This is a genomic window from Stenotrophomonas sp. YJH_SMC_105-26 (assembly GCF_059368915.1).
Map to the genome: position 1 here is coordinate 80,280 of NZ_JCAFSD010000003.1, position 20,958 is coordinate 101,237.

Annotated in this window: 13 protein-coding genes; 2 read left to right on the plus strand and 11 right to left on the minus strand. The window is 66.8% G+C overall.

The features are described 5' to 3' along the window. Position 1 precedes the first annotated feature (1 nt). The 3 genes from fucP to AC5P7F_RS10230 all read right to left on the minus strand — a co-directional run bounded on the left by fucP (position 2) and on the right by AC5P7F_RS10230 (position 4,987). Positions 2-1,315, minus strand: a complete 1,314-nt coding sequence (gene fucP / locus AC5P7F_RS10220; protein WP_032957977.1) for an L-fucose:H+ symporter permease — start codon at positions 1,313-1,315, stop codon at positions 2-4. A gap of 60 nt (positions 1,316-1,375) precedes the next feature. Next, positions 1,376-2,425 (minus strand): LacI family DNA-binding transcriptional regulator, encoded by a 1,050-nt coding sequence (locus AC5P7F_RS10225; RefSeq protein WP_014646964.1) that lies wholly within the window; start codon positions 2,423-2,425, stop codon positions 1,376-1,378. 96 nt (positions 2,426-2,521) lie between these two features. Further along, complete coding sequence (locus tag AC5P7F_RS10230; RefSeq protein WP_164077969.1) at positions 2,522-4,987, minus strand: GH92 family glycosyl hydrolase; 2,466 nt, start codon at positions 4,985-4,987, stop codon at positions 2,522-2,524. 1,073 nt (positions 4,988-6,060) lie between these two features. Between AC5P7F_RS10230 and AC5P7F_RS10235 the strand changes: the two genes are divergently transcribed. Together AC5P7F_RS10235 and AC5P7F_RS10240 are read left to right on the plus strand one after the other, a co-directional pair. Next, positions 6,061-9,135: a TonB-dependent receptor gene (locus AC5P7F_RS10235; protein WP_164077856.1), complete on the plus strand. Its 3,075-nt coding sequence runs from the start codon at positions 6,061-6,063 to the stop codon at positions 9,133-9,135. Between the two features lie 203 nt (positions 9,136-9,338). Then, the gene (locus tag AC5P7F_RS10240; protein WP_008267227.1) at positions 9,339-9,533 is read left to right on the plus strand and encodes a heavy-metal-associated domain-containing protein; all 195 of its coding nucleotides are present in this window, start codon (positions 9,339-9,341) and stop codon (positions 9,531-9,533) included. 78 nt (positions 9,534-9,611) lie between these two features. Here AC5P7F_RS10240 and cueR read toward each other — a convergent pair whose 3' ends face one another. The 8 genes from cueR to AC5P7F_RS10280 form a co-directional block, all read right to left on the minus strand. Beyond that, entirely contained in the window at positions 9,612-10,067 is a 456-nt protein-coding gene (gene cueR, locus AC5P7F_RS10245; protein WP_134808815.1) for a Cu(I)-responsive transcriptional regulator, read from the minus strand. Between the two features lie 11 nt (positions 10,068-10,078). Next, positions 10,079-12,580, minus strand: a complete 2,502-nt coding sequence (locus tag AC5P7F_RS10250) for a heavy metal translocating P-type ATPase (RefSeq protein WP_197641397.1) — start codon at positions 12,578-12,580, stop codon at positions 10,079-10,081. Positions 12,581-12,730: 150 nt separating this feature from the next. Continuing rightward, positions 12,731-15,688, minus strand: a complete 2,958-nt coding sequence (locus AC5P7F_RS10255) for a TonB-dependent receptor domain-containing protein (RefSeq protein ID WP_164077858.1) — start codon at positions 15,686-15,688, stop codon at positions 12,731-12,733. 378 nt (positions 15,689-16,066) lie between these two features. Next, on the minus strand, positions 16,067-16,798 hold the full coding sequence (locus AC5P7F_RS10260; RefSeq protein ID WP_164077859.1) for a copper homeostasis protein CutC: 732 nt from the start codon (positions 16,796-16,798) through the stop codon (positions 16,067-16,069). Further along, positions 16,795-17,793, minus strand: coding sequence for a glycosylasparaginase (locus AC5P7F_RS10265; protein WP_041863371.1), 999 nt, complete (start codon positions 17,791-17,793; stop codon positions 16,795-16,797). Before AC5P7F_RS10265 ends, AC5P7F_RS10260 begins: the two co-directional genes overlap by 4 nt. A 51-nt stretch (positions 17,794-17,844) precedes the next feature. Beyond that, positions 17,845-18,867, minus strand: coding sequence for a glucokinase (locus tag AC5P7F_RS10270; protein WP_032957988.1), 1,023 nt, complete (start codon positions 18,865-18,867; stop codon positions 17,845-17,847). An 84-nt stretch (positions 18,868-18,951) separates the two neighbouring features. Next, positions 18,952-19,236, minus strand: coding sequence for a hypothetical protein (locus tag AC5P7F_RS10275; RefSeq protein WP_005409434.1), 285 nt, complete (start codon positions 19,234-19,236; stop codon positions 18,952-18,954). Between the two features lie 36 nt (positions 19,237-19,272). Next, positions 19,273-20,862, minus strand: coding sequence for a calcineurin-like phosphoesterase C-terminal domain-containing protein (locus tag AC5P7F_RS10280; RefSeq protein ID WP_032957989.1), 1,590 nt, complete (start codon positions 20,860-20,862; stop codon positions 19,273-19,275). Between the last annotated feature and the right edge of the window lie 96 nt (positions 20,863-20,958).

Consider the following 20,958-nt stretch of genomic DNA (forward strand, 5'->3'; position numbering starts at 1 on the left):
CTCAGCCTCCCTGCGTTGCGGAGGCCGGCGTACGCGCGCCGACCAGTCCGTAGAAAATGATGTAGCCGTAGCACAGCAGCGGCAGGATGAAGCTGGCCTGCACACCGATGTGGTCGGCCAGCACGCCCTGCAGGTACGGCACCACGGCACCGCCGACGATGGCCATGATCAGCAGGCTGGACCCCTTGTTGGTCAGCGGGCCGAGGCGCTCGATGCTCAGCGCGAAGATGGTCGGGAACATGATCGAGTTGAACAGGCCGATGGCCACCACCGAGTACAGCGCGACGTTGCCGGAGCTCAGCATGGTGGTGACCAGCAGCGCCACGTTGACCAGCGCGAAGATCGCCAGCAGACGGCTGGGCGAGAAGCGCGCCAGCAGCGCCGAACCGGCGAAGCGGCCGATCATCGCCATCGTCCAGTAGGCAGACACGTAATGCGTGGCCTGCTGCTCGCTGAAGCCACCGATGTTCGGCATCGACAGGTAGTTGACCAGGAAGCTGCCAATCGACACTTCGGCACCGACGTAGAAGAAGATGCCCAGCACGCCCAGCAGCAGGTGGCGCTTGCGCAGCGCATCCAGGTAGCTGTGGTGGTGGCCCTGGTCGGCCTGCTCGGTGGCGTCGCTCAGCGCCGGCAGGCGGAACAGGAATACGAACAGCGCCAGCAGCACCAGCGCCACCGCCAGGCCCACGTACGGACCCTGCACAGCCTGCGCCTCGGCGGCACGGTAGGCCAGCTGCTCGGCGGCCGGCAGCGCCGCGATGTCGTCAGCGCTCTTGACCGTGTTGGACAGGATCAGCATGCCGCCGAAGATCGGGGCGATGGCCGTGCCCAGCGAGTTCAGCGCCTGCGCCAGGGTCAGGCGGCTGGAGCTGGTCTGCTCCGGGCCCAGCAGCGCGACATAGGGGTTGGCGGCCACCTGCAGCACGGTAATGCCGGTGGCCAGCACGAACAGTGCGCCGAGGAAGGCGCCATAGACGCGCAGTTCGGCCGCCGGCCAGAAGCCCAGCGCGCCGATGCCGGCGATCACCAGGCCGGCGACGATGCCTTTCTTGTAGCCCAGCGCCGCCACCAGCCGCCCCGCCGGCAGCGACATCAGGAAATAGGTGCCGAAGAAGGTGAACTGCACCAGCATCGCCTTGGCGTAGTTCAGTTCGAACACCGCCTTCAGGTGCGGGATCAGGATGTCATTGAGGCAGGTCAGGAAGCCCCACATGAAGAAGATCGTGGTGACGACAGCCAACGCCTTGCCGTTGGTGACGGCGGGTGCGTTGCCCGAGGAACCCGATGGACGGGGCGTTGCGGAGATCGGCATGCGGTACGCGCCTCGATGCGCGGAAGGTCGTTGTTGCGTGGAAGGGGTGTATGAAAGGAATCAGTTCGGTCGCGCAGCACTGCTTTCGCGGATGCGCAGCTGCACCGGCGCGACCGTGCGCCGTGGCGGCGCATCCGGTTCGTCCAGCCGTTGCAGCAGCAGCGCGGCCGCTTGCCGGCCACGCTCGCGCGGGTCGGCAGTGAGCGTGGTCAACGGTGGCACCGCCACCGCAGCCTCGGAAATGTCGTCGAAACCAGTAACGGCAAAGTCGCCACCGGGACGGATGCCACGCGAGTTCAAGCCCAGCATCAGGCCCAGCGCGACGGTGTCGTTGTAGCAGACCGCCGCACTCGGACGATGGCCATCGGCAAACAGTTCATCGGTGCGCGCTGCTGCTTCCAGGCGGTTCGGCGCCGACTCGATCATCCAACCCGGCGGCAGCGACAGCCCGGCCTCGGCCAGCGCCTGCTGGAAACCGGCGCGGCGCTGGTGGCAGGAACTGGATGCGGCGTGGCCGCCGAAGAAGGCGATCTGGCGATGGCCGCGCTCGATCAGGTGGCGCGTGGCCAGATAGGCGCCGTGCTGGTTGTCCAGGGTCAGGAAGTCCCAGTCAGCCCCGGCCAGTTCGCGGTTGAACAGCAGCACGTTGGCATTGGCGCCCAGCGCCTGCCGCAACTGCGCGGTGTCGCTGCCCTCGGCCGGCGACAGGATCAGGCCGGCCGGGGTGTGCTCCATCAGCGTGGACAGCACGGCCTGCTGGCGCTCTGGCGATTCCCCGGTGCTGCCCAGCAACGTCACGTAACCGCGCCCGCCCAGCGCCTCGTCCACGCCTGACGCGAATTCGGCGAAGAACGGGTTGGACAGGTCGTTGATCACCAGCGCGATGCTCGACGAGGTGCGCCGGCGCAGGTTGGCCGCCGCGCGGTTGTAGACATAGCGCTGGCGGCGCAGCTCGGCCTCGACCTTGGCGCGGGTATCGACATTGACCAGCGGGCTGCCGCGCAGCACCAGCGACACGGTTGCCCGTGACACGCCGATCGCACGCGCGATGTCGGTCACCGTCACCGCCTTGCCGGCGCGCTTGCTGGGACTGCTGCCGTTGTCGTTCATCGTCTTCCCGGACTCCGCTGGAAGCTCAAGCCTAATGGATCAGGGCCGTGTCGTGCCGTGCCGTTCGCTGGGTCGCCGCGAACGGCACAGTCCGGCTCAGCGCAGCTGGCTGCCCGGTGCCGCGCACCAGGATACCGGCAGATCCTTCACCGCCGTGCCCCAGCCCTGCTCCGGCACCTTCGCATCCAGCGCAAAGCGCACGCGCGGGCCCTGCTGCAGGCGGTTCCAGTCCAGCCACACCGGTGCATGCGCCTGGCCATCGACCTGCACGCCCTGCACATACTGCAGGCGGCGGCCATCGGCGCCCGGCGCGTCGATGCGCAGGGTGCGGCCATTGCCCATGTCCACTTCCACCTTGCTGAAGCGCGGGGTGTGCAGCAGGAACTGGCCGCTGCCCGGCACCGCCGGGTACACGCCGATGGCACTGAACAGGTACCAGGCCGACATCGTGCCGAGGTCATCGTTGCCGGTCACACCGTTGGGGGCATTGGTGAACAGCTGCTGCGCCGCACGCACCACGGCCGCGGTCTTCCACGGCTGGCCGATCAGCGTGTACAGCCACGGCGAGTGCAGGTCCGGCTCGTTGTTCGGGTTGTAGCGGAACTGGTTGTAGTAGCTGTACGGCCCGACCACCCACGCCTTGCGGGCGGCATTGAGCGGGTCGGCCTGCAGCGCGTCCATCGCGAAGAACGCATCGAGGCGGCGGCCCGCCTGCTCGCGGCCGTCCATCGCTTCGACCAGGCCCGGCACGTCCTGCTGCGCCAGCCACTGGTACTGCCACGCCGTGCCCTCGTGGAAACCGTGGTGCGAACGCGGGCTGTAATGGCCGTCGGACGGGGTGTACCACTGGCCGTCCTCGTTACGCGGGCGCGGGAACCCGGTGAAGCCGGTCTCGGCGTCGCGCACCTGCGGGTCCCACACCTTGCGCCAGTTGCGGCCGCGCTCGCGCAGCGTCGCCGCATCCTGGGCATGGCCCAGGCCGTCGGCCATCTGCGAGAGCGCGCAGTCGGCCAGCGCGTACTCCAGCGTGGCCGAACCACCGTGGTGCGGATCGACGTCCATGCCCTTGGACGGGAATGCACGGTCATAGGCCACGTAGCCCTTGTCCAGGTAAGTCGGGTTGCCGGAGCGGCCGGCCATGCGCGAGTTCAGCGGCGGCGTGCCGAAGGCATTGCGGCGCAGCGCATCCCACGCCTGCGATTCACGGCCCTTGAGTGCACCGAACCGCCACAGGTCGACCATGAACGGGGTGACCGGATCGCCGGTCATGATGTTGGTTTCGAAGTTGGCATAGCCCCAGCGCGGCAGCCAACCGCCCTGCTCATCGATCGCCAGCAGGGTGCGGCCGATGTCGCGCGCCACGTCCGGGCGGGTCAGTGCCAGCCACTGGTTCTGCGCGCGGTAGGTATCCCACAGCGAGAAGTACTCGTAATAGGTCCAGCCTTCGGCACGGTGGATGCCATCGTCATAGCCGCGGTAGCGGCCATCGGCATCGTTGCCGGTCATCGGCTGCAGCAGCGCGTGGTAGACCGCGCTGTAGAACACGGTGCGGTCATCGGCGGTGCCGCCCTGCACGCGTACACGGCCAAGCTGCTCACGCCAGGCCTGCTGCGACAGCGCGCGCATGCGGTCGAAACCGAGCAGCGACCCACCCTGCATGCCCTCGGCACGCAGGTTGGTGCGCGCGCCTTCGGCATCCACGTGCGAGATCGCGCTGACCACCGTCACCGACCGGCCCTTGGCCAGGTCGAAGCTGAGCCAGGCACCGTTCGGCTTCTGCTCGCCTTCCATGCTGTGGCGCGCGCCCGGCAGGCCGCCGCCCTCACCCCAGGTGCCATGCGCCTTGAACGGACGGTCGAACTCGATGCGGAACCAGGTGGTGTACTGATGGCCGCCGCAGAAACTCTTGGTGACCAGCTTGCCCTCGACCACGCGGTCGCCGACCACATCGACCACGCTGCCGATCACCGAATGGCGCTCGTTGGCCTGGCCGACATTGACCAGCACGTGGCCATCGCCACTGCGCTGGCTGAAGGTGTAGCGCTCGGCCGCGGCACGGGTACGCGCGGTCGCCTCGGCATCGATGCCGCCGTAGCTGGTCAGCCGCACCTTGTAGTAGCCGGCCTGGCCGACCTCGCCATCGTGGGTGTAGGACGCGGCGTAGGCCTTGTGGTCGAACTGCTTGGCGTTGCCGGTATCGAAATCGCCGCCCGGACCGATCGAGCCCGTGACCGGCAGCACCGACACCTGGCCGCCCTGTTCCCAGCAGCCGGCACCGGAGATGAAGGAGTGGCCGAAGCCACGGATCTTCTCGTCGTCATAGCGCCAACCCGAATAGTGGCTGCCGATCGGGCTGACCTGGATCAGGCCGAACGGCGCCGACGCGCCCGGGAACGTGTTGCCGTCGTCCTTGCTGCCGATGAAGGTATTGACCTCGCGCTCCAGCGCTGCCGGCGCGGCCTGCAGCAGCATCGGCGCCGCCGACAGCGCAATCAGGCAGGCCAGGCGCACCAGCGGGCGCGAGGATGATGGGACGGCGGGAGCGGACGGCACTGGACGCATGTCGGGTTCCTGTAGTCGATGACGCAGAGACAGACGGCCCGGGCCTTCCGGCACCGTTCCGCTGAGCTCTGCCTGGACCGGCAGAAGGCTCCCCCTGGAATGACGCCCGACCCACGTGACCGTGGATTTAGATCGATTCAAGTAGAGCATGCAGTTTCAGCCGAATGCATTCTGCGGCGCAGCATGAGGGGGTTCGGCAGGGCTGCGCCCTGCACCTGCGGGTAGTGCCGGCCGCTGGCCGGCAACCTCAGAAGCAACAGCCGAAGCAACAGCAAAAGCCGGCGATCCGTGGAATGGCGGGGTGGGTCCGGTTGCGAGGGACGCCGTAAACCCATCCCTGGGGGCTTGGCCGCGGCATCCATGCCGCGGACACCCCCGCAACCGGACCCACCCCGCCTTCGACAGATTTCCGCGATCTGTGGATGGATCCACGCCATGCGTGGATGAATCTCTGTCAGATATCGAAATCAATCCGGGGTCAGATCCGTTTTCCAACGGGAAACGGATCTAACCCCATGACCCCATGTCGCTCCAGGATCAATCCAACCGTCACCGGGAAACTGTCAAAGGTGGGGCGGTGTGGGCTGGCAGGACCGTTGGCGCCATGGATGGCGCCATCGAGCCCCCATGGAAGGGTTTACGGCGTGTCCTGCCAGTCCACACCGCACCGCCAAACCCAGACAACCCAGAGCCGCTTTGGCTTTGGCTCTTGCCGGCCAGCGGCCGGCACCACCCGCAGGTGCAGGGCGCAGCCCTGCCGCCCCCCCTCCCTGCGCACGAAAACGATTTCACTGATTTCAGCAAACCGTCATCCCTACGCCACGCCAGTACCATATTGCGGAGCAGCATGCGCCCAAGGGCGACCCATGCTAAAAATCGCCCGCCCATCGCTTAGATCGATCCAAGACGACGCTGCGATGGCCGGGAGTTGGGGGAGCAGCAACAGGACGTACACCAGGCCACGCGTGCGGTGCTACTGCCACTGCATGGCGACAGCGACAAATTCACTTCAAATTAGATCGATTCAAGTTGTCCGTGCCACGTCACCGGATCAATCCAGGAGAGAGGGAGAGATGGGAATGAAGCATTCAACACGTACGCACGGCCAGGACGCATTGTCGCTGGCCATCGCGCTGGCCCTGGCTGCAGCCGTCATTCCGGCAGGCGCCGCCGCGCAGCAGGCCACGACCACCAGCTCGCAGGACGCCACGACTCTGGACAGCGTCCAGGTCACCGGCTACCGCTATGCCATTGAAAAGAGCCTTGAGCAGAAGCGCGATGCCAACGCCGTGGTCGAAGTGATCACCGCCGAAGACGTCGGCAAGTTCCCCGACAAGAACGTGGCCGACGCACTGCAGCGCGTGCCCGGCGTGGTCATCACCCGCAGCGGTGGCGAAGGCAAGAGCGTCAGCGTGCGCGGCCTTGCACCGGACCTGACCCTGACCCAGTTGAACGGCAACTTCGTCGCCTCCTCGGAAACCAACAACGAAGCCACCCGTTCCTTCAACTACACCCTGCTGCCGTCGAACATGCTGTCCAGCGCCGAGCTGTTCAAGTCGCCGGAAGCACGCATCGACGAAGGCGGCATCGGCGGCACGGTCATCCTGCATACCCGCCGTCCGCTCGACATGGAATCCAACTCCGGCTACGTGAACCTGGAGGGCACCACCTCCGACACCAGCCACGACGTCGACCCGCAGGTGTCGGCGCTGTATTCCTGGCACAGCAAGGACGACCGCTTCGGCGTGCTGGTCGGCGTGACCCAGCAGAAACGCACTACCCGCACCATGGAGGCCAGCACCGAGGACTACCAGTGGTACGGCAACGGCACCACCGCCCGCGATGCCAACGGCAACCTGCTGGAGCAGGATGGCATCCACTACTGGTGGGGCGAGTCCGGTTTCAACAACCAGACCGGCAAGAACTACAGTGAGTTCTTCATGCCGACCTCGGTGAACTTCGCGGTGAAGGAAGAGAAGCGCGAACGCAAGGGCGGGCAGCTGACCTTCCAGTTCAAGCCGGTCGACAACGTCACGATGACGGCCAACTACTTCCGCTTCGAGCTGCAGGGTGACTACACCCAGAACATGCTGAAGGTGCCGGAGTGGAACCTGGCCCGCTACAACCAGGACGGCAACTGGGCCGGCGGCCGCCTGCTCAATGGCCTGGACTTCGATCCGAGCGGCAGCATCGTCACCGGCGCGCAGTACCAGAAGCTGGCCGGTAAGACCTACTACTGCAGCGAGGATGAAGCGGCTGCCGCCGGCCTCAAGCCCGGTGGCTGGGGCCCGGACGACTGCACCATCCCCACCCCGCAGCTCACCGGCGGCTACAGCAAGGAAAAGGCACTGTCGCAGACCGCGGACCTGACCATTGACTGGGACATCAGCCCCCTCTGGAAAGCCTCGTTCACCGGCGGCCGCACCTGGTCCGAAGGTGGTCCGTCGATGAACTTCCGCATGTCGGCCAAGCCGCGCCGCAAGGTGGGCAACCAGTGGCAGTCCGGCAACCAGTACACCGCGTGGGACCTCACCGGCACGCCGTCGGTGCAGTTCTCTCCCGACCTGCAGCAGCAGCTGATGGCCGGCGTCGCCGAAGTCGATACCGGTTCCACCGACTCGTCGTGGATGCAGACCGAAGTCAAGCAGAACTACTTCCAGGCAGACGTCACCAAGCTGTTCGAGGCCGGCTGGCTGGACTCGATCCAGTTCGGTGCCAAGTACCGCGACGGCAAGGTCCACCGCAACACCGGCAACACCTACTGGGTGTGCCCGGGCCTGGACCCGTCCGACTATGACAACAACCGTTACCAGGCCGGTTGCGATCCGACCGCTGGCAACGCGCAGCCGGGCTTCTTCCTGTCCAACCCGATCAGCAACATCACCGGCGCCTTCAACGCCAATGTGTTCCCGGGCATCAACTACCCGGCCTACATCGATTACCTGAACAAGACCTACGGCGGCTCGCACAACCGCACCGAGGAAGACTTCGTCTACGACGTCAACGAGAAGATCTACTCCGGCTACTTCCAGGCCAACTTCCGCACCGAGCGCGTGCGCGGCAACGTCGGCGTGCGCGTGGTGCGCACCAAGCAGTTCGCCCAGTCCAGCGACTCGGTCGAGCGCTTCAACGACTACTTCGTCGACAACGCCAGCGGCGCGCCGATGAGCTGCGATGATCCGGCCGCCGATCCGAACCTGCGCTGCCAGGGTGGCTTCGTCCGCCTGCCCGACGCCCAGGTGCGCGACAAGGTGTACGCCCTGTCGTCGCTGGAGAAGACCTATACCGACGTGCTGCCGAGCTTCAACATTGCCTGGGACATCACCGACAACCTGGTGCTGCGCGGTGCGGCGTCGAAGGTGGTCGCGCGCCCGAGCTACACCAGCATCGCCTATCCCGGTGGCCTGCGTTACATCAGCGAGGAGTACGCCAACGATCGCCGTGTCACCGGCGGCACCGACACGCCCGGCTGGTACGGCTCGGGCAGCAACAAGGCGCTGGAGCCGTTCAAGGCGGTCCAGTTCGACCTGGGCCTGGAGTGGTACTTCCAGCCGGGCGCGGTCGCAGGTGTTTCGCTGTTCCGCAAGAACGTGGACAACTTCACCGTGCCGGTGGTGCGCGACCAGCAGATGAACGTCGGCGGGCAGTCGGTCACCGTGCAGAAGTACGAGACCCAGGCCAACGGCCGCGATGGCGTTTCGCAGGGCGTGGAGCTGTATGGCCAGTACACCTTCGACTTCGGTCTGGGCGTGCAGGCCAACTACACCTACAACGACACCAACCTGGCCTCGATCGTGCTGGACGGCGAGGAAATCGGCTCATCGCCGCTGGTCGGCAGCGCCAAGAACCAGGCCAACGTCACCGTGTTCTACGAGAACGACAAGTTCCTGGCGCGTGCCTCGTACAACCGTCGCGGTGAAGTGGTCGGCGGGCTGAACAATGGCATGACCACCTACACCAAGCCGTACAGCCAGCTTGACCTGAACGTGGCCTACAACCTGACCCCGGACTGGACGGTGACGGCTGCCGTGCTGAACGCCACCAAGTCCGAGCTGCGCAGCTACATCGGCAACGACAGCCAGGCCCGCCTGCTGTCCAACCTGTACGCCGGTCGCCAGTTGTACTTCGGCGTGAACTGGAAGTTCTAAGCCCGCACCGGGTTGGCCGGGCACGTCCCGGCGCAACCCATGCCCTGCCCTGGCGGGGACGTTCCTCCACGGCAGCCGCGCTGGTACAGGTGGCTGCCGTTTTTTTTGTCCGCGCCTTGTTCGTCGTTCAGCCCGACGCTTGACCCTGCCATCGTTGGAAGGTGCACACTGGTCCCATCCCAAGAGCAGCGAAGGAGCTACAGATGGAATTCCATGTCGACGGCATGACCTGCGGCGGCTGTGCGCGCAGCGTGACCCGTGCGATCCAGCAGATCGATCCGAACGCCAGCGTGGTGGCCGATCCGCCGACCGGGCTGGTCAAGGTGCAGACCACCGCGTCGCAGGAACAGGTGTTCGCCGCGGTGAACGATGCCGGCTTCCCGCCTCGCACTGCCTGATTCCCTGAACTGCATCCAGAACCAAGCCCGCCCCGTGCACTGTCACAGGGCGGGCTTTTCAGTGCACGCGATATCGATTCATTGCTTCTGTGCGCGTCGCCGCACCGCGCCGGTCTTGGCGGCGACGACCGGCACCGGGGCATCATGGTCTTCGCCCAACCGCTCCAGGATCGGGCATTCCGGGCGCTCGTCACCCGCGCAGCAGCTGATCAGCGACTTCAACGTGTCGGCCATCTGCCGCATGTGCTCGATGCGTTGCTCCAGGTCGGCAATGTGCTGTTCGGCCAGGTGCTTGACGTCGGCGCTGTGCCGCGAGGTGTCGTTCCACAGGCCCAGCAGATCGGTGATCTCGGCAACCTGGAAGCCGAGGTCGCGCGCGCGGCGGATGAAGCGCAGGCGGTGGATGTCCGCCTGCGAGTACGCCCGGTAGCCCGACTCGGTGCGATCAGCCGCAGGAATCAGGCCGATCTGTTCGTAGTAGCGGATCATTTTCGCCGACACGCTGGAGGCCTTGGCGGCTTCACCGATATTCATGCGGTTCTCCCTCAATGGATCGCGGCGGGGGCGTCCGCCATCGGCGGCTGGAAGCGGCGCAGGCGCAGCGCGTTGCCCAGCACGAACACGCTGGACAGTGCCATCGCACCGGCCGCGAACACCGGCGAGAGCAGCACGCCCCAGGTCGGATACAGCACGCCGGCCGCCACCGGAATCAATGCGGTGTTGTAAGCGAAGGCCCAGAACAGGTTCTGGCGGATGTTGCCCAGCGTCGCCTTCGATAGTGCAATGGCATTCGGCACGCCCTGCAGGTTGCCCGACATCAGCACGACATCGGCCGACTCGACCGCGATATCGGTGCCGGTGCCGATGGCCAGGCCGACATCGGCCTCGGCCAGCGCCGGCGCATCGTTGATGCCGTCGCCGACGAAGGCGACATGGCCATGTGTGGCCTTCAAGCGGCGCACCGCCTCGACCTTGCCTTCCGGCAGCACCTCGGCCACCACGTCGTCGATGCCGAGCTGGCGCGCGATCGCCTGCGCGGTACCAGCGTTGTCACCGGTGATCATCGCCACTTTAAGGCCAAGCTGATGCAGTGCCGCGATTGCGGCCGGCGTGCTCGGCTTGATCGGATCGGATACCGCGATGATTGCGGCCAGGCGGCCGTCGATGGCGGCATACAGCGGCGACTTGCCCTGGATGCCCAGCTCTGCCGCCAGCGTCGCAAACACAGTGATGTCCACGCCCAGGTCGCGCATGAAGCGATCGGCACCGACCTCCACGCGTGCACCCTCGACACTGGCCCGCACGCCCATGCCGGTGACCGATTCGAAGTCGACCATGCCCGGCAACGCGATGCCCTGGCCGGTCGCGGCATCAACAATCGAGCGGGCGATGGGATGCTCCGAGCGCGACTCCGTTGCGGCAACTGCCGCCAGCACCGTGTTGTGATCGAAGCCGGCAGCAATCTCCAGATCGGTCAGGCGCGGGCGCCCTTCGGTCAGCGTGCCGGTCTTGTCCACCGCCACCACCTGTGCATCCTTCAACAACTGGAGCGCTTCACCCTTGCGGAACAGCACACCCATCTCGGCGCCACGGCCGGTCCCGACCATGATCGAGGTCGGCGTCGCCAACCCCATCGCGCACGGGCAGGCAATGATCAGCACCGCCACCGCATTGACCAGCGCGAAGCTCAGCGCTGGCGAGGGCCCGAAGATCAGCCAGACTGCGAAGGTCGCCAGCGCGGCCAGCATCACCGCCGGCACGAACCACAGGGTGACCTTGTCGACCACCGCCTGGATCGGCAGCTTCGAGCCCTGCGCCTGTTCGACCATGCGGATGATCTGCGCCAGCATGGTCTGCGCGCCCACCGCCGTGGCACGTACCGTCAGTGCGCCCTTCTGGTTGACCGTACCGCCCACCACGCTGCTGCCCGGCTGCTTCTCGACCGGGATCGGCTCGCCGCTGATCATCGACTCGTCGATGTAGCTGCGGCCCTCGACCACCTCGCCGTCGACCGGCACGCGCTCGCCCGGGCGCACTTCCACCACGTCGCCGCTCAGCACTTCATTGACCGGGACATCCACCGTCCGGCCGTCACGGACCACGTGGGCAACCTTCGCCTGCAGATTGACCAGTCGCTTGATCGCCTCGGAGGTGCGGCCCTTGGCCCGGGCCTCAAGGAAGCGGCCGAGCAGGATCAGCGCAACGATCACCGCCGCTGCTTCGTAGTAGACGTTCACCGTGCCCGCCGGCAACAGCGTCGGCAGGAACGTGGCCACCACCGAGTAGCCAAACGCTGCGGCGGTGCCCACCGCCACCAGCGAATTCATGTCCGGCGCCAGCCGCAGCAGCGCGGGGATGCCCTTCTGGTAGAAGCGGCGGCCCGGGATGGCGAGCACCAGCGCGGTCAGCACGAACTGCAGGTACCAGCTGGCCTGCATGCCGATGGTGGACATCACCCATTCGTGCATGCCGGGGATCAGGTGCGCCCCCATCTCCAGCACGAACACCGGCAGCGCCAGCGCGGACGCCACGATCAGGTCGCGCTTCAGTTCGGCGCGCTCGGCATCCTTCTTTTCCGCGGCCTCGTCATCGGACTGCACGCCGGCTTCAATCACGCGTGCGTCATAGCCGGCCTTGTCGATCGCGGCGACCAGCGCTGCAACTTCCGCCACGCCACGCACCGTGGCGCGCTCCGTGGCCAGGTTCACGCTGGCCTGGCTGACGCCGGGCACGGCCAACAGCGCACGTTCGACTCGGCCCACGCAGGACGCACAGGTCATGCCCTCGACCGACAGCTCGGTGGTGGCAGCGGGCACGTCGTAGCCCACCCGCTCCACCGCCTGGATCAACGCGGCCCGATCGACCGGACCGGACGGGCGGATATCCGCGCGCTCGGTGGCCAGATTGACCGAAACACTGCCCACGCCTTCGACCCTGGACAGCGCCGCCTCGACCCGGCCGACACAGCTGGCACAGGTCATGCCCTCGATGGGCAGGCTGATGGTGGCAGGGCTTGCGGGGGCTGCAGTGGCGCGGGGCGTGCTCATGATCGGATTCCCGGGGCTCCTTCTGGATGCGGACAGGCTAAACCTTGCCATCGTGGGAAGGTCAAATCCAGCCTGTCCGCAGTTCCTGAATGGGCACCCGGGTGTCCATATCCACGCATGGCGTGGACCTACCGGCGGAGGCAGGTCACCTCAGAAGGTGAACACATACTCCAACGCGAACTCGCGGCCGACCGCGCCCAGCAGGCGGGTCGGAGCGAAGTCGTAATCCAGCTTGTACGGGTCCTTGTGGTTCCAGCTGGCGGCGTTGAAGGCGTTGTTGACGTACACGTTTACCTTCGCGTGTTCGGTCAGCTGGTAGCCCACGTTGAAGTTCCAGGTGATGAACGGCCCCACTCGACCGTAGTACCGCGCCGTCTGCTGCCCGGCGTTGGGGTTCGGGTTCACCGAACCATCCGGCAGCCGTGCCGGCTCCAGGCAGTTCAGCGACGGGCTGTCACTGGGCACGTAGCCATCGGCGAACGGCAGGCAGCCACCAGGGTTGTCCAGGCGGTCGGTACCCCAGTGGTAGCGCACGCCCGGCACCGAACCGATGCGGTCGGCATAGACATTGGCGTTCCAGTTGCCGCGCTGCCAGGCCAGGCTCGCGCGCAGCTTGCTGCGCAGGTCGCGATCGCGGCGTTCCGGATTCGGGTCGGCGGCGTAGCGTTGCTCCTTGGTCGAGATCTGGTTGGTGTAGTTCACGCCCAGCTGGAAGCTGCCCCACCGCGCGGTTTCCAGGCGATAGCGCGCGGTCAGGTCGATGCCGCGCACCTCGCGGCTGGCCAGGTTGAACGGGCCGCGCTCGATCGATACCAGGCGACCGTTGCTGTCACGGTTCACGCGGGCCAGGATGCCGGCGCAGTACTCGCCACCGGCCGGGTTGGCCCATGGCGTACCGTCCATGTTCTTGCCGGTCAGGCAGCCGGCCTCGCTGGCCAGCACCTCATCGGCGCCGACGTCGACGATCATGTCTTCCAGCTTGATCGCCCAGTAGTCGGCACTGACCGACAGGTTCGGCAGCACGTCCCAGACGAAGCCGACCGTCCACGAATCACCGGTCTCCGAGCGCAGCAGCGGCGTCCCACGCCGGTTCACGTCGAACGTGTACCAGACGTCGGTGTTGCCCACGCCACAGTTGTTGACCAGGTACGCGCCGCTCTGGATGCAGCGCAGGCGGTCATAGGTCTGCACTTCCGAACTGCTCGGCTGGCCCAGCAGGTAATGCATGTCCGGCGCATGGAAGCTGGTGGCGTACGAGCCACGCACCAGCAGCGATTCGACCGGGCGCCATTCCAGGCCGACGTTCCAGGTGGTTTCCTTCTGGCTGCCGATGTCCAGCGCTTCGCTGCTGTCGTCGGCCTTGTAGTTGCCATAGCGGTCGTAGCGCGCGGCCGCAGTGGCGGTCACGCTGTCCAGCAGCGGGATCTTGAACTCGACGCCGGCCGAGTAGCGGGTACGCTCACCGCCGCCGCGATCGACATTCTGCAGGTCGAAGTCGATGCCAGCGCGCGGGTCCGGACTGAGGTGATAGCCCTGCTGCGCGACTTCAGCCACCGCCGCAAACGAAATCGGGCCGGCCCAGCCCTGGAACAGCTCGCCGGTGATATCCGCCGACGCCTGGTTGACCCATGACGCCGCGCGGTTCTTCGCCACGGTCCCCATCTGCCAGTACTGGTCCGGCGTCAGCGGGTTCCACCAGCGCGATTCGTTCAACGCATAGATCGCCTCGCCATCGGCGGTGGTGCCCAGGCGCGGGCCAAGGAAGTAGTCATACGACTTCTGCTTGTCGACCACGTTCTGCCGTTCTTCCACGCGGTAATAGGAACGCCCCACCGTGGCACTCCAGTCAAAACGGTCGGCCAGGCGCCCGCGCAGGCCCGCGCTCCAGTCCCAGGACAGTTCGCGGTTGGTGTTGCGCAGCGTATCCAGGCCCCCGACTTCGTTCGGGGTGAACTGGCGCACGCCCAGGATCGGCCGGTTGCGGTTGGCATCCCAGTAATAGCCGTTGTCATCGTCGATCAGCGACACGCCGGGCGGATTGGTGCCCCAGATCGCTTCGGAGCGATACACCGCCAGGTTGGTCCAGGCCTGCAGGTCATTGCTGAAATCGAAGGTGGCGTACAGGTTTCCGGACACGTTCTCGGCGCCGCCGGTAAGCAGCCAGTTGGCGTAGTCGGCGCTCATGCCGCACAGGCGGCCGGTGTTGGTGATGCGGTTGGCGGCGTAGTTGTAGACCAATCGATCGGCGGTGTAATACTCGCCGTCGAATTTTTCGCAGGTGCCGGTGGGCGGCGCCAGGCGCTGGCCCGTGGTCGGATCGATCAGCGCCAGACCGGCGGTGGGACGGAAGCCGACCTTGCGTTGTTCCATGTTCCAGGACGGGTACGGCGCATCGTCGGCATCGTCCATCTGCGGGCGATCACGCCCGAACAGCGGGTCGCGCTTGGTGTACTGCAGCGCGTAGGTCACGCTCCAGTTTTCGCCGGTCTTGCCACCGGCCCAGGACAGATCCCAGGTATCACGTCCGCCTTCGCTGGAAGTGCCGCCGCGCACGCGCACTTCGTCGCCGTCGTAGTTGGTTTTGAGGATGACGTTGACCACGCCGGCGATCGCATCCGAACCGTAGATGGCCGAGGCGCCACCGGTCAGCACTTCAATGCGCTCCACCGCCGCGGCCGGAATGTTGCCGTAGTTGGAGAAGTTGGTTTCGCCACCGTAGGGCAGCGGGTAATCCGCTACACGACGGCCATTGACCAGCAGCAGCGAGCGGTTCGGGCCCATCCCGCGCAGGTTCAGGCCGCTGGCATTGGGCGTATGCGAGCCCCATTGCGATGCGGCTTCAACGGTGCCTGTGGCCTCGGTGAGGGTCTTCAGCGCGTCGTACACGCTGACAAAGCCTTCCTTCTGGATCTGCGCGGCGGTGATCACGTTGACCGGCGCCGGGCCCTCGACGCTGGCGCGCTTGATGCGCGAGCCGGTGACGGTGACCGCGTCCAGATCCTTGGTGGACGAACTGGCAGCTTCCTGCGCGCTGGCTGCCAGCGGCAACAGGGCCAGGATCAGGGCCTGGGACAGCAGGTGGCGACGCTTGTGGACGATCTGAGCCATGGGTGGTTGCTCTTCGAAGATGTGGACGCACGGGCGGACGGTGGCGCGGCACTACGACGGATCCAGGCGCTTGGATCGGTTCACGACCGATATGGCACCTCCCCTGTGGATCGATCCAAACTAAAGCACAGCTGAACCACGCCCGGCATGCGGCAACGCAGCAACAGCCGGCGAGATGCCGCTATCGGCTGCCGGTGTCCAGAACAATCAAAGAGTTGCGACGCATCGCTGACAGAACGGCGCACGAAGTAGTGACATGATCACGACAATCGCGCGCGGAACGGTTTTGTCCGTCGCGTGCCTGCGGCCGGGGTTGCGACAGGGGTCAGATCCCTTCGCAGAAGGGATCTGACCCCGGGCCATGCCCGACGGATTCGATCAGCCGTCCAGCGCCTGCCGCAGCGCGGCCACGGTAGCGGCGGCGGCCTGGCTCCAGTCCGGGTCCAGACCGCGCAGCGCCGGGTTCTGGAACTGCATCGCCGAGCGGCGCAGGCCTTTTGCGGAGGCGTGCAGTTCGGTACAGCCGGTCTGCCGCGCGACGGTTGCGATGTTGCCCGGGGCCAATCCGGCGCCAGCCATCACCGTGATGCGCCCCGCCGCCTGGGTGACCAGGCCCGCCAGCACATCGGCACCGGCCTCGGCGCTGGCCTGCCCGCCCGAGGTCAGCACGCGCTGGCAGCCCAGCCTGATCACCTGCTCCAGCGCCGCCGGCAGATCGCGGGCGGCGTCGAAGGCGCGATGGAAGGTCACCTGCAACGGCCCGGCGGCCTGCACCAGTTCCCGGCACAGCGCCAGGTCGATGCCGCCCTGCACGTCCAGCGCGCCGATCACCACGCCATCGCAACCCAGCGCGCGGCACTGCGCGATGTCACGCAGCATCAGTTCGGTTTCCAGCGCGTCGTAGTGGAAGTCGCCCGGGCGTGGCCGCACCAGCACGAACAGCGGAATCGACAGGCGCTCGCGGGCCATCGCGATGCTGGCGAACGACGGCGTGGTGCCGCCCTCGGCCAGGTTGTCGAACAGTTCGATGCGGTCGGCGCCGCCAGCCTGCGCGGCCAGCGCCGAGGCCAGCGAGTTGCTGGCGATCTCCAGGGTCAGCCGCGTACTCACGCCTGGGTGCTCGTGTAGATCGACGGCGAGTCACGCAGGTCATCCTGGCGCTGCGCATCGCACACCGCATAGACGAAGCCACGATGCAGCGCGTAGGCGCCGACCTCGCCCTGCTTGTTCATGGCCAGGAAGCACACCTGCAACGTTCTGCTCGCTTCCGGGCGCTTGCGCACCACGCGGTCGATGGCTTCACGGCAGGCCTGCGCCGGTGAACGCCCCTGGCGCATCAGCTCGACCACCAGGAACGAAGCCGCGTTGCGGATCATCTCTTCACCCACCCCCGAAGCAGTGGCCGCGCCGACGTCGTTGTCGACGTACAGGCCGGCGCCGATGATCGGACTGTCGCCAACGCGACCGTGCAGTTTCCACGCCATGCCGCTGGTGGTGCAGGCACCGGCCAGCTGGCCCTTGGCATCCAGTGCCAGCATGCCGATGGTGTCGTGGTTGTCGCTGTTGCCGGGAATGCCACGGCGCTCGGCATTGATCTGCGGCTGGTACTTCTCGGTCTTCAGCCACTCGCGCCAGGCCGCTTCGGCCTGCGGCGTCAGCAAATGCTTGCGCTCGAACCCCTGCTGCACCGCGAACTGCTGCGCGCCCTCGCCGACCAGCAGCACATGCGGGCTGTTCTCCATCACTTTGCGGGCCACCGACACCGGATGCAGGATGTCCACCAGCGCGGCCACTGCACCACAACGGCCATCGCCGTCCATGATGCTCGCATCCAGGCTCAGCACGCCGTCGCGATCCGGATTGCCGCAATGGCCAACGGTAGGGTTGCACAGCTCGCTCTCGGCCCAGCGTGCGCCCGCCTCCACCGCATCCAGCGCGCTGCCACCCTGCGCCAGCACCTTCCATGCGGCCTGGTTGGCCGGTACGCCGAAGTCCCAGGTGGAGACCACCCGGGCCCCACCCTGCGTGCGCGCCTGCACGCCCGGCAATGCCGCCATGCCTGCGGCCAGTGCACCGGCCTGCAGGAACTGCCTGCGATCCACCATTTTCTCCTCCCAGTCTGCAATGCACGGCCGGCCCGATGCCAACCCTGCCGATCAGTCGTGCGTGGGCTGCCGTGCGGCGTGCCAGACCGCTGCGCCGAGCACGCCCAGCTGGCCATGCTCCACGCGCCACACCGGCACCTGGCGCAGCACCTCGGTCAGCACGCCCTTGTTGAGGAAGCGCTCACGGAAGCGGCCATCGGCCAGGAAATCCTGCACATGCGCGGAAATGCCACCGGCCAGGTACACCGAGCGCGCGCCGACGGCGATCGCCGCGTCGCCGGCCAGGCTGCCCAGCCACGCACAGAAGACCTGCAACGTTTCCACCGCCAGTGCATCCTCACCGCCACGCGCGGCGCCGATCAGCGCCTCCGTACTGTTCCACACCGGGGTGACGCCGCGCAGTTCGCACAGGCACGGATACAGGTTCATCAGGCCGCTGCCGGACAGCACGCGCTCGTTGTCCACGTGCGGCCAACGCTGCAGCAGGCGGCCCAGCACCTGCAGTTCCAGCGCGTTGCCGGCGCCCAGCGCGGCATGACCGATCTCGCTGGCCAGCACCGGACGCTCGCCATCAGCGAAACGCAGCGCGGCGCCCAGCCCGGTACCCGCGCCCAGTACCAGCGCCGGGAAGGCCTGCGCCGGATCGGCGTCGCCGTTCAGTGGCACCAGGGTTTCCGGCTGCAGGTAGGGGATGGCCAGCGCCACCGCTTCGAAATCATTGATCAGCTGCAGTTCGTGCAGCCCGGACTGCGCGCGGGTGGCCGACAGCGAGACCGTCCACGGCAGGTTCGAGTTGATCAGCACATCGCCATCCAGCAGGCCAGCGATGGCGACCACCGCGGTCTGCACCGGTTGGCCGAGGCCGGCGGTGAAATCGGCCAGGATCGCGGCCAGGCTGGAATGCTCGGCACAGGCATAGGTACGGTGGCTGCCCAGCAGCGGCGTCTGGCCGGGTCGGGTTTCCGCCAGCGCGAGCCGGGCAAAGGTGCCGCCGACATCGGCGACGACCAGACGGCGCGGAAGACCGCCGCGGGCGGAGTCGGAGGAAACCGTTGACGCTGCTGCGATGGTCACGCTGGCCTGCTTGGATCGATTGAATCGCCCCGATTCTCAGGCATCGGGACGGCTTTGCCTAGCGCGCCGGTGGTTCAGGTGAACCTACATGCCTTCCTGTTCGGCCACCTGCACCCCATCCACCAGCACGCGCAGGCGCTGTGGGCGGAAGCCGGCGAACAACAGCGGCCGGGTGCGCTCGACCAGCACTTCGTGGCCGGCGATGTGGCGCAGCCACGACTGTACCAGCGAGAACGAGAAGTGGGTGCCCGGATGCAGCGGGTGCTGCACCCAGACCTTCTCGGTGGCGCTCTGCAGCAGCATCGCGCCGGTGAACCAGTGGCGGCTGAGGGTCACCGGTGTGGTGCCGGCCATGAAGCGGATATCCATGCGGGGTCCTTTCGCTGGAGCGCTGGTGCGCGGGGGTCAGGGCTGGGCAGTCTGCAGGCTGTAGCTGGTGGTGGCGGTGAACACTGCGCCATCAGGCTGGGTGGAGCGTACCTCGACCTTATGGCTGCCCACTGCAAGATCGGTCGGCAGCGCGCCACGCCACAGGTGCGGCGACGCAGTGGCCTCCGGCGAACGGTCGTAGCCGCGCAGGCTGCTGGCCAGATCATCGGCCACGTTCTCCACCATCAGGCGCGGGTCGGGCTGGCTGACCTGCTTCATCGGCTGCCAGGCGCCGCCATCGACACGGTACTCGACCACGCTCCGATCCTCGCCCATGTAGACGTTGGCGTAGACACCCCACGCCGGGTAGGCCCCCTGGCGCAGCACCTTCGGCGCGTGCAGGCCGATCTGCTCGCTGGCCGGCCTGCCGGCCACGCGGTACTGCAGGCGATAGCTGCCGTTGCCGGCCACGTCGAGCAATGCATAGCCCTTCGGCGTGCCGTCGCTCATGGTGCTGTCCGGCACGCCAGCGGCATTCTTCACGCCCGACCAGAACGCACCGCAGTTGGCACCGACGTTGTATTCGTGCAGTGGCTTGTCGCCGTTCCAGCCCTCGGCCTTGCCGTGGTAGACGTGCTGCTGGGTGTGGCTGTGGCCGCTGAGCACCAGTACGTTGCGGAAGTCCTTCAGCAGGTCGAACAGGCGCTGGCGGTCAGCATGGCGGAAGGTCTCGCGCCCCGGCGCCGCGTCGAACAGCGGGATGTGCATGCCCAGCACCAGCAGGCGGTCCTTGTGCAGGCCCTTCAGGTAGCTGGCGAGGAAGGCGAACTGGTCTTCGCGCAGGCCGCCGATGTACTTCGGCCTGGCCTTGGGGTCGTACACCACGTCGTCCAGGAACACGAAACTGGCGCCGCCCTCTTCCACCGCGTAGGTGTCCGGGCCGTAGATGTTGCGCCAGCTGTCCAGTGAGTGTTCGTCGCTGGCCGCATCGAAGTCGAGGTCATGGTTGCCCGGCACGTGGAACCACGGCACGCCGAGTTCGGTGGTGACCTTGTTGATCGCCGGGTACAGGGTCAGGTCGTCGTTGACGATGTCGCCCAGGGTGGTGCCCATGCGTGCCCTGGTCTGGCCGACCAGTGGCGCCACGATCGACTGCTGGTAGTAGCCGATGTCCTTCAGGCTGGCGGTCTGCGAATCGGTGAATACCAGCATCTGGAAACCACGACGGCTGTCATGCCGATCCGACTGCAGGGCGAAGTCCCAGTTGCGGGTGACGTCGCTGGTCGCGGCGATGCCGCCGTACTTCAGCGCCGGCGAGCCGTTCGGGCGGTAGTGGCGCCAGAACGAAGGCAGGCCGTCCGCCGCCTTCGGGAAGGCGTAGGCATCGGGCTTGATCACGAATACGGTCTGGCCGTCGCGCACCGGCAGGCTGTAGCTGCCGTCAGCGGCAGTCTTGACGATGGTCTCGCCGTTGGAAACCTGCACCCCGGCCAGGCCCGGATCGGTCGCACCGCGGCCGGGCTTGCCGTCACGCTCCAGATAGACCTTGCCGCTGACCACGGTGTCCGCGGCCCAGGCCGGCGAGGTCAGCAACAGGCAGCACAGCCAGGCGGCAGGCAGTTTCATGGGCGGTCCGGGAAAGAAGAAGACCACCTATTGTAGAGCCGAGCCATGCTCGGCTGCATTGCAGAGGTGGGTGCGGACCGTTGGTCCGTACGCCTT